Origin of the sequence: Alienimonas californiensis (assembly GCF_007743815.1) — a bacterium.
Taxonomy (GTDB): domain Bacteria; phylum Planctomycetota; class Planctomycetia; order Planctomycetales; family Planctomycetaceae; genus Alienimonas; species Alienimonas californiensis.
The window spans coordinates 1,926,731-1,939,621 of record NZ_CP036265.1; the positions used below are offsets into that span (position 1 = coordinate 1,926,731).

General features: G+C 71.4%; 11 protein-coding genes. 7 read left to right on the forward strand and 4 right to left on the reverse strand.

What is annotated here, in order from left to right:
- The first annotated feature begins 83 nt into the window (after positions 1-83).
- The 4 genes from CA12_RS07400 (at position 84) to CA12_RS07415 (ending at position 5,958) form a co-directional block, all read left to right on the forward strand.
- On the forward strand, positions 84-542 hold the full coding sequence (locus CA12_RS07400; RefSeq protein ID WP_242688151.1) for an acyl-CoA thioesterase: 459 nt from the start codon (positions 84-86) through the stop codon (positions 540-542).
- Positions 543-668: 126 nt separating this feature from the next.
- Positions 669-1,343, forward strand: coding sequence for an ABC transporter ATP-binding protein (locus tag CA12_RS07405; protein WP_145358219.1), 675 nt, complete (start codon positions 669-671; stop codon positions 1,341-1,343).
- Positions 1,344-1,418: 75 nt separating this feature from the next.
- Entirely contained in the window at positions 1,419-4,874 is a 3,456-nt protein-coding gene (locus tag CA12_RS07410; RefSeq protein ID WP_145358221.1) for an ABC transporter permease, read from the forward strand.
- A gap of 283 nt (positions 4,875-5,157) precedes the next feature.
- A complete protein-coding gene (locus CA12_RS07415) occupies positions 5,158-5,958 on the forward strand; it encodes an SDR family NAD(P)-dependent oxidoreductase (protein WP_145358223.1) in 801 nt (266 codons plus the stop codon).
- Between the two features lie 26 nt (positions 5,959-5,984).
- Here the strand turns inward: CA12_RS07415 and CA12_RS07420 are convergent, their stop codons facing one another.
- Together CA12_RS07420 and CA12_RS07425 are read right to left on the reverse strand one after the other, a co-directional pair.
- A complete protein-coding gene (locus CA12_RS07420; RefSeq protein ID WP_145358225.1) occupies positions 5,985-6,671 on the reverse strand; it encodes a Uma2 family endonuclease in 687 nt (228 codons plus the stop codon).
- Positions 6,672-6,727: 56 nt separating this feature from the next.
- Positions 6,728-7,945 carry a DUF932 domain-containing protein gene (locus CA12_RS07425; protein WP_145358227.1) on the reverse strand — a complete coding sequence of 406 codons (1,218 nt, stop codon included), beginning with the start codon at positions 7,943-7,945 and terminating at the stop codon, positions 6,728-6,730.
- Between the two features lie 265 nt (positions 7,946-8,210).
- On the opposite strand from CA12_RS07425, the gene CA12_RS07430 reads away from it, so the two are divergent.
- On the forward strand, positions 8,211-10,010 hold the full coding sequence (locus CA12_RS07430) for a PAS domain-containing sensor histidine kinase (protein ID WP_145358228.1): 1,800 nt from the start codon (positions 8,211-8,213) through the stop codon (positions 10,008-10,010).
- Positions 10,011-10,030: 20 nt separating this feature from the next.
- Here the strand turns inward: CA12_RS07430 and CA12_RS21965 are convergent, their stop codons facing one another.
- Positions 10,031-10,216: a Lacal_2735 family protein gene (locus CA12_RS21965; RefSeq protein WP_165700610.1), complete on the reverse strand. Its 186-nt coding sequence runs from the start codon at positions 10,214-10,216 to the stop codon at positions 10,031-10,033.
- 193 nt (positions 10,217-10,409) lie between these two features.
- Positions 10,410-11,201: a hypothetical protein gene (locus CA12_RS07440; RefSeq protein ID WP_145358232.1), complete on the reverse strand. Its 792-nt coding sequence runs from the start codon at positions 11,199-11,201 to the stop codon at positions 10,410-10,412.
- Between the two features lie 603 nt (positions 11,202-11,804).
- On the opposite strand from CA12_RS07440, the gene CA12_RS07445 reads away from it, so the two are divergent.
- Both CA12_RS07445 and CA12_RS07450 read left to right on the forward strand, forming a co-directional pair.
- Positions 11,805-12,311, forward strand: a complete 507-nt coding sequence (locus CA12_RS07445) for a TadE/TadG family type IV pilus assembly protein (RefSeq protein ID WP_145358234.1) — start codon at positions 11,805-11,807, stop codon at positions 12,309-12,311.
- Positions 12,304-12,837 carry a TadE/TadG family type IV pilus assembly protein gene (locus CA12_RS07450; protein ID WP_145358236.1) on the forward strand — a complete coding sequence of 178 codons (534 nt, stop codon included), beginning with the start codon at positions 12,304-12,306 and terminating at the stop codon, positions 12,835-12,837. The genes CA12_RS07445 and CA12_RS07450 overlap by 8 nt, the downstream gene beginning before the upstream one ends.
- The last annotated feature ends 54 nt before the right edge of the window (positions 12,838-12,891 follow it).

The following is a 12,891-nucleotide window of genomic DNA, read 5'->3' on the forward strand; positions in this document are numbered from 1 at the left end:
AAGAACTCAAGAACCAAGGGGTCGACGAACGCCGCCGGCTCTTTGGTTCTTGATTTCTTGGAGCTTGAGGCTTCACTACCGCCGTGTCCGACAAAATCTCCACCTACGTCCACCGCCGCCAGGTCCAGTTCTCCGAGACGGACATGGCCGGGATCGTGCATTTCGCCCAGTTCTACCGCTACATGGAGGAGGCGGAACACGCCTTCCTGCGGTCGGTGGGGCTCTCCGTGATGATGCACAACGCCGACGGCAGCATCCTCGGCTGGCCGCGGGTGCGGTGTCAGTGCGGCTTCAAGGCCCCGGCGTTCTTCGAGGATCAATTGGACATTGAAGTCCGCGTGCAGCGGATCGGCGTGAAAAGCCTCACGCTGGACTTCATCGTCACCCGGGACGACGGCCCGGAGGCGAACGGCGGCCGGCCCACGCTGATCGCCGAGGGCTCCATGAAAACCGTCGCCTGCACCTTCACGCCGGACCGCAAAATGACCAGCGTCCCGGTGCCGGAGGCCTTTCTAAGCCGCGTCGAAGAGGCGGGGGAGTAGTTACCAACCCGAAGCGTCAGCGAGGGCCGCGGGCGCTGCCCGCGAGGAGGCACTGCCGCCGACTGCGTCGGCGTGCCCTCGCTGACGCTTCGGGTTAGTGTGCCCCGCCCGCCTCCAGATCGTTCCATGCCCGCTCTGCAGCTCACCGACGTCTCCAAAACCTACGCCGCCGGGGCGGAGACGGTGGAGGTGCTCTCCGGGGTGAGCCTCGCCGCCGAGCCCGGCGATGCGGTGGTGCTGACCGGGCCGTCCGGCGTCGGCAAGAGCACGCTGCTCTATCTCGTCGGCTTACTCGAACCGCCGACCGGCGGGCGGGTGGAGCTGTTCGGGGAAACGCCCTGGGACTACGACGAACGCCGTCAGGCGAAGTTCCGGGCGGAGCGGATCGGCTTCGTCTTTCAGGACCATCATTTATTGCCGCAGTTGACAGTCACGGAGAACCTGCTGGTCCCCGTCCTCGCCGGCCGCACGGTGACGAAGGCGGACGAAGTCCGGGCCGCCGAACTGCTGGACCGGGTCGACCTGAGCCACCGGGCGACGCACCGCCCGGGGCGCCTCAGCGGCGGCGAGCGCCAGCGGGCGGCCCTCTGCCGGGCGCTGATTAACGAACCCGGTCTGCTCTTAGCCGACGAACCCACCGGCAACCTCGACCCCGCCACCGCGGAGACCGTCGGCACCCTGCTGCTCGACTTGGCCAAGGACGCCGGCACGACGCTGCTGTGCGTCACCCACAGCCTCGACCTCGCCGCCCGCTTTCCCCGCAAACTCGCCTTCGCCGGCGGGAAGGTTACGGAGACGTAGGGTCCGCGGTGCGGGCCGTCGGACTGCCGGTCGATCACCCTGCCCGGTCCGCGCAGCGGACCCTACGATAGCCGCATGTCCTCCCTCCGCCTCGTTCTCGCCTCGCTGTGGTTCTATCGCCGGACGCACCTTGCGGTGCTGTTGGGCGTGGCGGCGGGGGCGGCGGTGATCGGGGGGGCGCTGGTCGTCGGCGACAGCGTCCGGGCCAGCCTGCGGCAGATCACCCTCGATCGGCTGGGCGAAGTGGACCTCGCCCTCTCCGGCGGGCGGTTCGTCACCGACGGGCTGGTGGAGTCGCTGGCCGCGGGGGCCGACGACCCGGCGACGGTCGCCCCCGCCCTCGCCCTGCGGGCCGGGCTCTCCGCTGGCGAGGACGACGCGGTCCGCCGGGTGGGCTCCGTGAACCTGTTCGGGACGGACGAGCGCCTGTGGGGCCTGCTGGAGACGGCGGAGGTCGCCCGGCCGGAGCCGGGGGAGATCGTGCTGAACACGCGGGTCGCCGAGGGGCTGGGCGTCGCCGTGGGGGACGACGTGACGATCTCCGTCGAGATCCCCAGCGCCGTGCCGCGGGGCAACCTGCTGGCCGATCGGGACGATTCGACGGCGACCGTGCCGCTGACGGTCTCCGCCGTGCTGCCGGACTCGGCGGGGGCCGCCCGGTTCGACCTCAACCCGGCCCAGCAGATCCCGCCGGTCGCCTTTGCGGAACTGGACACGCTGCGGGACCTGATCGGCCTCACCCCCGTTCGGCCCTCCCGCCGTAATCCCGAGGGCCGCGTGGGCCGGGTGAACGCCGTTTTTGTGGCGGAGGCCGGCGACGAGGCGCCCGGCGAGGAGGCCGCGGAGGCGCTGACGGCGTCCGCCCGGGCCGGGATGACGCTGGACGATTTGCGGGTGAAGCTCGTGCGGAACGAGGAGCGGGGGACGCTCTCGGTGGAGAGCGACCGAATGATCCTCGAAGCCCCCCTCGCCGCCGCGGCCCGCCGGGCGGCGGAGGCCGCCGGGATGACGGCCTCTCCGCGGTACGTCGCGTTGGCCAACGAGATCGTCCCCGCCGGCGACAACCCGGACGACAAGCACAGCGCCTACTTCGTCGTCGCGGGGGTGGAGCGTCACGCCGAGGCCCCGCGGGGCCTCGGCGTGACGGAGGAGGGCATCGTGCTGAACGAGTTCCTGGCGACCGAACAACTCGGCGTGCAGGTCGGTGATCAGGTCGAACTGCGGTGGTATCCCGTCGACGACGGAGCCGACGCCCCGGAGCGGAGCGAAACCTTCACCGTCTCCGCAATCGTCCCGGTCGAGGGCGCCGCCGCCGACGGCACGCTCACCCCCACGGTGGAGGGCATCACCGACGCGGCCACCTTCGCGGACTGGGATCAGCCCTTCGATATGGACCTTTCGAGGGTCACCCCCGCGGACGAAACCTACTGGGACGACTACAAGGCCCTGCCCAAGGCGTTCCTGCCGATCGAGCGGATGCGGGAGCTGTTCCCCAGCCGCTACGGATCGAGCACCAGCGTGCTGCTGACCGGCCCGGAGGGCGGACGGATCGAGGACCTCGACGACGCGGAGCAGCGGTTCACGCAGGCCCTCATTGAAGAAGTCGATCTGCGGGCGCTGGGTCTGGCGTTCGGCCCGGTGAAGGCCCAGGGGCTGGCCGCGGCGGCGGGCACCACGGACTTCGCCGGGCTGTTCGTGGGGTTCAGCCTGTTTCTGATCCTGTCCGCGGCGATCCTGATCGCCCTGCTGTTCCGCCTGGGGCTGGAGCGCCGGGCGAGCGAGGTGGGGCTGGAACGGGCCCTGGGGCTGGGGCCGCAGGCGGTGCGTCGGCTCCATCTGGCGGAAGGGCTGATCGTGGTCGCCGTCGGCGGGCTGGTCGGGGCGGCGGCGGCGGTGGGCTACGCGGCCCTGATGCTGTGGGGCCTGCGGACGCTGTGGGTCGGGGCGGTGGGCACCCGGTTCCTGTTCCTCGACGTCACCCCGACGAGTCTGGCGGTCGGCTTCGGCATCAGCGTGCTGCTGGCGGCCGGGGCGGTTTGGTGGGGCCTGCGGGTGCTGCGGGGCGTTTCCGTGCGGTCTCTGTTGGCGGGGGAGACCAGCGGCGAGAAGGAATCGACCGGTGCCTGGGCGAAGTGGACCGCGGTGGGCTGCGGAGCGATCGCGGCCGTGCTGATGATTGCGGCGCTGGCCGGGCAGATCCCCCACAGCGAGGCGTTCGCCGGGTTCGGGTGGGATGTGATCTCGTTCTTCCTCACCGGGATGTTGCTGCTCGCCGCGGCACTGGGGGCCCTGGGCTGGTGGCTGGCGCTCCAGCCCGGGGGCGTGCCGCGGACGAGCGTCAAACTGGGCCTGCGGAACGCCGCCCGCCAACGCACCCGCAGCGTGCTGACCGCCGGGCTGATCGCCTGCGCGACCTTCCTGCTGGTCGCCGTCGCCGCCGCCCGCAAGGACCCCTCCGCCGGGGCGCCGGAACTGGACAGCGGCAACGGGGGCTATCTGCTGGTCGCCGAGGCCGCCGCCCCCCTGCCCTTCAACCCCGGCACGGAGTCCGGCCGGCAGGAACTGAACCTGACTGGGGCGCCGTTCGAGGCGATCGACGCCCTCACCGCCTGCCGCGTGCGGCCCGGGGCGGACGCCAGTTGCCTGAACCTCTACCGCACCGGCCTGCCCACGGTGCTGGGCGTGCCGGACGCCCAGATCGAACGCGGCGGCTTCAGCTTCGCCGACACCCCCGGCGACAACCCTTGGGAACTGCTCAAACAGGAGTTGCCGGACGCCCCCGTCACCGGCGGCTCGACCCGTTCGACGCTGCCGGTGTATCCGGTGCTGGGGGATATGAACACCCTGCAATACAGCCTCAAACTGGGCGTCGGCGACCGGATCGCCGTGCCGAACGACGAGAACCCGACGGCGTTCTTCGAGGTCGTCGGCCAACTGGACGGCAGCGTGTTTCAGGGCGTGCTGCTGACCAGCGAGGCGCACTTCGAAACGCTGTTCCCCGCCGACGACGGCTGGGCCTACCTGCTGGTCGACGCTCCGGAGAATCGGCAGACCGAACTCGCCGCCGCGCTGGAGGGCCGGCTGAGCGGCTACGGCGTGGACGCGGAGCCGGTCGGCGAGCGGATCGCCTCCTTCCTCGCCGTGCAGAACACCTACCTCTCCACCTTCCAGGCCCTCGGAGGGCTCGGCCTGCTGCTGGGCACGCTGGGCTTGGCGGCGGTGATGCTGCGGAACGTGCTGGAACGTCGCGGCGAACTCGCCCTGCTGCGGGCGGTGGGGCTGGGCACGCGGCGAATCGCCGGTCTGGTGCTGACCGAAACCGCGTTGTTGTTAGTTTGGGGCTTGGCGAGCGGCACGCTGGCGGCGCTGCTGGCCCTGTGGCCGCACCTTTCCGGCCGCACCGCGGACGCGCCCTGGCTGGGCGGCGCCCTCACCCTGCTGGCGGTGTTCGCCGCCGGCATGCTCGCCAGCGGCTGGGCCGTGCGGGCGGCGGTGAGGACTCCGATCGTCGCCACGCTGCGGGGGGAGTGACGCGGCGGCGTTCCGTCGCTCGTCCCCCCTCGCCCCCTTTTTGGGGGAGAGGGGCCGGGGGTGAGGGGGCTGCGGCGCCTGATCGCCGTCCCCGTCCCCGACGCTCTTCCGTCGTCGCCTCCAGGTCGTCTCATGGGCGGGAGCGTGTGAACCGCGCGTCACCCTCACCCCCGGCCCCTCTCCCTCCAGGGAGAGGGGAGAACGAGGACGGCGTCCGCGGTCTCGAAGGCGGTTCCCCGTCGCTACACTGCCGTTCGCCCCGCTTCTTCGCTCAAGACCTGTCATGCCCGGCCGTTTAGAAGGCAAAACCGCGTTCGTCACCGGCTCCAGCAAGGGGATCGGGGCGGGGATCGCCGTCGAATTGGCCCGCGAGGGGGCGGACGTGGCGATCAACTACCGCTCCAGCGCCGAGGAGGCGGAGGCCGTCGCCGCCCGAGTCCGCGACCTCGGCCGGACCGCCGTCACCCTACGGGGCGACGTGGGCGATCAGGCCACGATCGAACGCCTCGTCGCCGAGGCCGCGGAGCAGTTGGGCGGGCTGGACCTGTTCGTCTCCAACGCCGTCTACAGTGCCCGGGAGCCGTTCCTCGACGCAGATCTGGACGAGTTTAAAAAGACGATCGACGTCTCCATGTGGGGCGCCTTCTACGGCGTGCGGGCCGCCTGCCGACTCATGCGGGAGCAGTTCAATTCGAACGGCCGCGGCGGGAGCGTGCTGGTCGTTTCCAGCCCGCACGCGGACATCGCCTTCCCCACGGCGATGGCCTACAACATGGCCAAGGCGGCGCTGGATCAGATGGCCCGCACCGCCGCGGTGGAGATGGCGAAATACGACGTGCGGGTCAATATCCTGCACCCCGGCTGGATCGACACACCCGGCGAGCGCAAGTTCTTCACGGAGGAACAGATCGCCGAGGGGGCGAAGTCGCTGCTCTTAAAACGTCTCGGCACGCCGGAGGAGTGCGGCAAGGCGGCGGCGTACGTCCTGAGCGACGACGCGGCCTATATGACCGGCTCCACGCTGAGCCTCGACGGCGGCGTCAAACTCCCCTACTGGAGCCGCCGCGAAGAGGGCGGGCAGTGAGTTCGTAGGGTCCGCTACGGCCGCCGTCAGTCCAACTCCACCGCCCCCAGCACGGCGGCCAGCGGGATCTTCAAGCCCGGCACCACGTCCCGGCCGTCCAGCGTGCCGTCCGCGGGAATCGTTTCGTCCGGCGCCTCGACCGAGGTATAGACCTCGCAGGTCCCGGCAGCGGGGTCGATCTGCCAGATCAGCCGGGTGCCGGCGGCGAAAAAGTCCTGCCGTTTCCGCCGCATCTCGCCGGGGCGGTTCGAGGGAGACAGCACCTCGATCGCGAGATCGGGGTACAGGTCCGGGTAGGCCGGCTCGGAGGGGAACCGGCCGGACGGAACCTGTTCCGCCCGGATCACCGCCACGTCCGCGGCTCGCGTCCGCCGGCCGGTGAGTCGCAAAAAGGCCTGCCCGCCCAACACCCAGCCGATTTTCTTCCCGCGGATCGCGTTGCGGATCAGGGTCAGCAACTCGCCGCCCATCAAGTCGGATTCGGCGCCCACGGCTTTCTCGATCAGGGTCCCGTCGACCAGTTCGCACAGTCGGCCGGTCTCGCGCTGGACGCGCGCGATGTCCTCCTCCGTTGCGGTTCCGGGGGCGGGGTCCATCACAATACGGAACAGCGGTACGTCGCCGAACTGTTCCATGATGTCGGCGACCGTCACGGCCGCGTCGGCCGTGGCGGCGCCAGGGCGGAGCGGCGGGGCGTCGAGGGTCGCGGGCATGTCCTGATTCTAACCGAGAACGAACCCCTCCGGGGGCTGACGCCCCCGGCTCGCCGTCAGGCTTCAGGGTTGTCGGTCGGCTTCGCGGCGTCGTCGTTCACGAAGAAGTCCTGGAAGTCGCCGTATTGGTCGGCGGTGCCTTCGAGGTCGTATTCGCCGCTGACCAGCTCGCCGGCCCAGGCGTGCAGGCGGCGGGCGTGGGCCGGGCCGGCGTGGTGGGTGGCGACCTCCGTGGCGAAGTTCAGCAGGTCGTACACCTTGCACTTCACCGGCAGGGTTTTCTGCCGCTTCGCGGACAGGGCGTCGGCGTTCGCCAAGCCGTACAGACGGGTCACGTCGCCGGTCGTCTGGTGGAACCGCTTGAGCAGGTGCGTGCCGAGGTCCCTGCGTTCGAACAGCCCGTCGGCACTGGCCCCGTCGGTGCCGAAGTTCGACGGGCCGCCGCCGTTCGACCCGCTCCCGCCGCCGCCGGTCAGCTTGGCGAGGAGATTATACAGGCCGGCCGCCTCGTGGACGCTGGCCCAGCTTTCGGCGGCGCTTTCGAACCGCTGCCGTAGGGCGGCGTAGCCTTCGTCGTTATTAAAGCCGTCCAGCGCCCGGCTGAGGGTATAGGTGACTTCGTCGTCCCCCTTCCCCAGCGCCAGTTGGCTGCGGAAGGCCGGGGCCTCGCCGATCATGCCGTTGGAACAGACCTCGCGCAGCAGCGAGAGATAAATGTTCGGCTGCCCGAACCCGTCCACCGGCGTGCGGACGACGAACCGGTTGGCGAAGGCGTCGCCGGAGACGTGGAACCGGTGCCCCACCCGCGGGGCGTGGTGACTTTCGACCACGCCGTTGTGATAGGTCACGCGGTCGCCGTCGTAGCGGTGCAATAATTCCCGCAGGTCGTCGTGCTTGACGACGGCCTTGGTCGGGTTGGAGACCGCCAGCAGGGAGCCGGCGCCCTGTTCGTTGCGCTCCACGGCGAACCGCAGGCGGTCCGAGGGGCTGCGGGCGGCGAGGCGTTCGAAGACTTCGGCGTGGTCGAAGTAATTGAACACCGATTTGCCGATGCCGAACCGCATAAAGAAGCTGGTCCAGAACCGTCCGCTCGGCCGCAGCGGCTCGTCGTTCACATAGACCGCGGCCACTTTCGGAGCCCGACTGCGAGAGTCGTCGCATTCCTCCAGTTCGACCCGCAGATCGCCCACGGAGGCGACGCCGTATTCAATTCGCGGCTCGAAAGTCGGTCGCGGCCCGGGCGTCGAAACGGCGGCGGCGGGGGCGGTCTGCATTGATCCGATCCTTCGGGACGGCCGCGAACGGCCGGGGTGACGATTACGGGGACGGCGCCGGTCGTGCCGTCGGCGGCACTGTACCGACCGCCACCAGTCCGGGCGAGGGCCTGCCCGGAATGCGTCGCCTTCGGGATCAGGGGAAACCGGGCGGCAAAGGCGGATTTGACGGTTGCCGGCGCCGGGTGGCGTCGAAACGATCCCGGGATTCTCGTCGGGTCCTTCTGCGACCTGTCATCTCCGACGCGTCTCCCTCGCTGCGGCCATGTCCCCAGAACGTCCCGATGCCATCGCGAACGCCGGTTCCCTGGTGCAGGAGGGCGACTGGACGCTGCTGACGGCGGCGATCGATTCGGCCAACTCGATGATCGCCGTGGCGGACGTGCGGGCCGCCGATCAGCCGCTGGTCTTCGTCAACGGCTACTTCTGCGAGTTCACCGGCTACTCCCGGGAGGAGGTCGTCGGGCGGAACTGTCGGTTCCTGCAAACTGCGCCCGGCGGCCGCGACGCGGATCAGCCGGGCGTGCAACGGATCCGCGACGCCGTCGCCGCCGGCGAACGCTGCAAGGTCCTGCTGCGGAACTACAAAAAGGACGGCACGCCCTTCTGGAACGAGCTGTACCTCTCCCCGGTCCGGGCGGGCGGCGGGGAGGAGGTGACGCACTACGTCGGCGTGCAGAACGACGTCACCGAGCATCTCGAATGCGAGCGGGAGCGCCTGATCCTCGCCGAGGCCGTGCGCACGCTGGACGAATCGGTGATTATCACCGGCCCGAACCTGGAGGCGCCGGGGCCGGAGATCCGGTTCGTCAATGAGGCCTTCGAGCGGATGACCGGCTACGACTGGGACGAGGCGGTCGGCCGCAACCCCAGAATGTTACAGGGGCCGGACACCGACCCCGGCGAGACCGAGCGCCTGAAGACGCAACTGCGGGCCGGTCGCTCCTTCCGCGGGGAGGCCGTGAACTACCGCAAGGACGGCGAACGCTACGTCGTGCAGTGGACCGCGGCGCCGGTCTGGGCGCACGCGGTGCACGGCATCGAGGGCGGCCTGTACGGCGGGCCGGGCATGAGCGGCCACTCCGGCGGCCTGCGACGCCCCGACCTCCCGGCCGGTCCGCGACGGCCCGTTGGGCCGGGCGAACCGCGACGCCCCCCGGGGGCGCCCTCCCATTACGTCGCCAGTCAGCGGGACGTGACGGCCCGCCGGGCCCTGGAGCGGGAGGTGCTCGAGGGCCGCAGCTACGAGCAGGCCCGCATCGCCCGGGACCTGCACGACGGCCCGGCCCAAGACGTGATGGCGTTGAAGTTCCTCGTGGCGGCGCTGTCCCGGCAGGTCGGGCTGGACGTCGGCGATCCTCAGGCCCTGCACGCCGCCGCCCACGACGAGAGCGGCGCCCCCCGCTTCGACACCCCCCAGGCCCTCGCCGCCCATCTGCTCTCCCAGGCGGACGACGCCGCCAACCGCGTGCGGCAGGTCGCCCGGGGGTTGATGCCGATCGGCGGGGTGCGGGGCGAACTGACCGCCGCCCTGACGCGGCTGGCCGCGGAGCGGTCCGCCCTCGCCGCCCGCGACGCGAAGGCCCCCGGCCCGACGGTCGCGTTCGCCGGAACGCCCGCCGACGAGCCCGACGCCCCGGACGTCCGTAACGAGCTGTACCACCTGGCGCGGGAGGCGGTCGGCAACGCCCAGCGGCACAGCGGGGCCAGCCGCATCGAGATCGCCCTGCGGCGGACCGACGGGGCCGTCCGGCTGAGCGTCGCCGACGACGGCGTGGGGATGTCCTCCGAACTGGCCGCCGCCGCCGGCCGCATCGACGGGCTGGACGGCCGGGGCGAACGCCGCCCGGCCGCCGGCGGCGTGGGCCTGCGGAGCATGCGCTACCGGGCCGAGGTGCTCGGCGGCTCCCTGGCGATCGAACCGGCCGTCCCCGCCGTCGACGGCCGCCCGGCCCGCGGCGTCCGGATCGTGTGCACGCTGTCCGCCAGCGGCCCCCCGGGCGCCGACCAACGGGATTCGCCCCGCACCGCCGGCGACGACGAGAGCGACGACCCGGACGCGTGAGGCGCCGACCCCGCCGGCGCTCAGCCCCCGGTTCGTTCCGCTTCCAGCCGGTCGATCTCCTGCTCAAGCGCCGCGGCCTCCGCGTGGACGGCGCTAGCGGCGACGACGCCCTGATTGCGGGAGACCTCCGCGGCCCGCTCCAGCGTTTTGGCGAGCTTCGCCTTCAACGCCTCCAGCGGGTCCTTCTTCTTGAACAGACCGAACATGACGAACTGGGGGCGGGAGACGCGGGCGGGGACGAGAGGTTGTAGGACGCTCCGCGACCCTGTCGCGGATTGAACCGTTCGTATCCCCCCTCGCCCCCTTTTGGGGGAGAGGGGGGAAGAGTGCGACGAACCTCTCTCGGGCTTGGCTGAACCGTCCTCCCCTCTCCCTGAGGGAGAGCGGAGCACGACGGCCTCACCCCCAACCGCAGCGGTCGTCCGCCGTCCACAGAATTTCATCGGGGGCGTCGTCCGTTTCCTGCCAGTCGCCGGTCCAGTCGGAGAGGGCGCGGATCTCGGCCAGCGCCTCGTCGAGCTGCGGGACCCGCATCGCCCGGCGGACGGCGGCGGCGTCGCAGCGGGCCAGCGCCTTGAGCGCCTCCCCGTCCGGGTGGGCCGCCAGCCGCCGCCAGGCCCGCGGCGAGAGCTTCCCCTCGATCCAGCGGCCGCCCTCCTCCAACCGCTCCACAAACCACCGCGTCCGCTCCGTGACCAGCCCGTCCAGCGCCTCCAGCGTCGCCGGCACGGGATCGCGGTAGTGGATCGCCTTGCCGACGTCGTGCAGCAGGGCGGCCAGCAGGAACTCCTCGTCCCACGCCGTCTCCCGCGTGGCGAACGCGTAGGCCTGCAAACTGTGCGTGAGGCAGTCGCCCTCCGGATGCCGCGGCGAACCGAGCTTCACGTCCGCCAGATCGTCCAGCAGGGCGCGGTAGGCGGCGAAGCGATCGTCGTCGTGCCCGGCCGCCGGGGCGTCGTCGTCCGCGGCCCAGCCCTCTTGCTCGTCCTGATACTCGAGCCGGGCCAGTTCGGCGGTCACCTCCCGCGGATCGGGGATCTCGCCGATCCGCGGCCGCGCCCGGCAGACGCGGCGGGCCGCCTTCTGCAGGGCGGCGGACAGGTCCGGTTGTTCGCCGCCTCGCAGCAGCCGGGCCGCCTCGCGGGCGATCCGGCTCTGCCGGCGTTGATTCTCTTGTCGTGCGGTCGCCATCGCGGCGCGAGCCCCCGGGACGGGGGCGGTTGGGGGAACGCCCGGCACCCTACGCCCGCCGCCCGGCCGCCGGCAAGCGGCCCGCCGGCTCTGCAACGTGGCGGAATCGCCACGGACGCCTCCCCCGGCGCTGCCGGAACGCCACGCCGGGCGCCCGGGGAAACGTCGCCGCGGCGATGAACTCTTCATCGCAAACCACTGCAACGAAGGGCGTTGCGGCGGCGGGCGGGCACTGCGGCGGGGTTCGGCACGGGGCTCGCATTCCGTCGGGGCAGAGATCGCGTTCCCCCGGCCCTCGCCGCGGACGCGGCCCCCGAACCCCCCGCCGTCGCCGGCCCCCCGACACCCGGGCCGGCTCTCCCCGACGGCGGGGGGGGCGTCGGGGTCTTCTGCGGTTCTTTCCCCCTCCCGGCGGCGCCGATTGCGGCGACAGGAAAACGCGGCGACGGGCGATCAAACCGGGCTCCGCGGCTCCTTTTTGTCGGATCGCCCTGCGGGTCGTGCGGGCGGCGTCGGTCCGACGGGCGTTGCGCAGGGAACCTCGGCGGCCGTCGACGGGTTCGTCCGGCGCGACTGATTGACGCGACCTAGCGTTTCGGACGCATGGCCTCCCGACCGCCCTTCCGCCGCCCCGGTTCTCCACGGCGTCCCGCGGCGCGGCGCGGGGCGGCGTTGGTGGAGTTCGCCGTCTGTCTGCCGCTGTTCGCCCTGTTCTTAGCGGCGATTCTGGAGGTGAACCACGCCTCCATGACCGCCGCCACAATGCGGGCCGCCGCGGAAAAGGCGGGTCGGATGGGAGTCATGGAGGGGGTCTCCACCGCGGAGGTCGAGGCCCTCGCCCGCGAAACCGCCGGCGCCGCGGTACCGAACGCCGACATCCGCGTGCTGGTGAAGAACGCCGCCGCGTTCGATTCCGGCGGCGATCCGACCGCCTTGTCGGCGGCGTCGCTGCCGGACATCGAGCTGCTCTCCGCCCGCCCCCGCCAACTGTTCCTGGTGCGGGTGGAGGTGACCTATCAGGACGTCAGCCTGATCCCGCCGTTCCTGCTCAAGGGACCGGACGGCGGGCCGAAAGTGATCTACGGGCAGGCGGTCAATCGCCATGAATAACGGCCTCCGCCCCGCCGCCCGCCCTGCCGCCCCCCGTTTTGCCCGCGGTCCCGGCCGCCGTCCCGGCGCCCGCTGCAAGCGGCGGGGGGCGGCGTTGGTCGAATTCGCCGTCGTCGCGCCCTTCTTCGTCATGCTGGTGGTCGCCAGCGCGGAGATGAACGCCTGCATCCAGGAGGTGCACCGGCTCTCCGCGGCGCTGCGGGAGGCCGGCCGCCTCTCCTCGATGGATTGGGACGAATCGCTGCCGGGCAGTCAGACCCCGGGGGAGAAGATCGAGGAGGACGTCAAGAACTTCCTCGCCGCCGGCGGCACCCCGCGGGAGGACGTCGAGTTCTCGATGAGCCACGCCGAAGGCGATTCGGCGGGCGAACCCTTCGCCCTGGGAAACTCTGCGAACCGGCTGGAGCTGTTCACGATGGAGGCCAGCCTGCCCACGCCCGGCGGGGCGTTTGCGCAGGTCTGGTTCGGCGACCGGCTGCGGGTGCGGTTTACCTTCCGCGCCGGCCGCGACAGCCACGAGCTCTAACTCTCCTCCGGAGACACGGACTCCGTCTGACTCCGCATCGACCTATCTATAACT

Coding starts and splice junctions, on each gene's coding strand:
- CA12_RS07405 (WP_145358219.1), top strand. CDS start 669: ATGCCCGCTCTGCAGCTCACCGACGTCTCCAAAACCTACGCCGCCGGG.
- CA12_RS07410 (WP_145358221.1), top strand. CDS start 1,419: ATGTCCTCCCTCCGCCTCGTTCTCGCCTCGCTGTGGTTCTATCGCCGG.
- CA12_RS07415 (WP_145358223.1), top strand. CDS start 5,158: ATGCCCGGCCGTTTAGAAGGCAAAACCGCGTTCGTCACCGGCTCCAGC.
- CA12_RS07420 (WP_145358225.1), bottom strand. CDS start 6,671: ATGCCCGCGACCCTCGACGCCCCGCCGCTCCGCCCTGGCGCCGCCACG.
- CA12_RS07425 (WP_145358227.1), bottom strand. CDS start 7,945: ATGCAGACCGCCCCCGCCGCCGCCGTTTCGACGCCCGGGCCGCGACCG.
- CA12_RS07430 (WP_145358228.1), top strand. CDS start 8,211: ATGTCCCCAGAACGTCCCGATGCCATCGCGAACGCCGGTTCCCTGGTG.
- CA12_RS21965 (WP_165700610.1), bottom strand. CDS start 10,216: ATGTTCGGTCTGTTCAAGAAGAAGGACCCGCTGGAGGCGTTGAAGGCG.
- CA12_RS07440 (WP_145358232.1), bottom strand. CDS start 11,201: ATGGCGACCGCACGACAAGAGAATCAACGCCGGCAGAGCCGGATCGCC.
- CA12_RS07445 (WP_145358234.1), top strand. CDS start 11,805: ATGGCCTCCCGACCGCCCTTCCGCCGCCCCGGTTCTCCACGGCGTCCC.
- CA12_RS07450 (WP_145358236.1), top strand. CDS start 12,304: ATGAATAACGGCCTCCGCCCCGCCGCCCGCCCTGCCGCCCCCCGTTTT.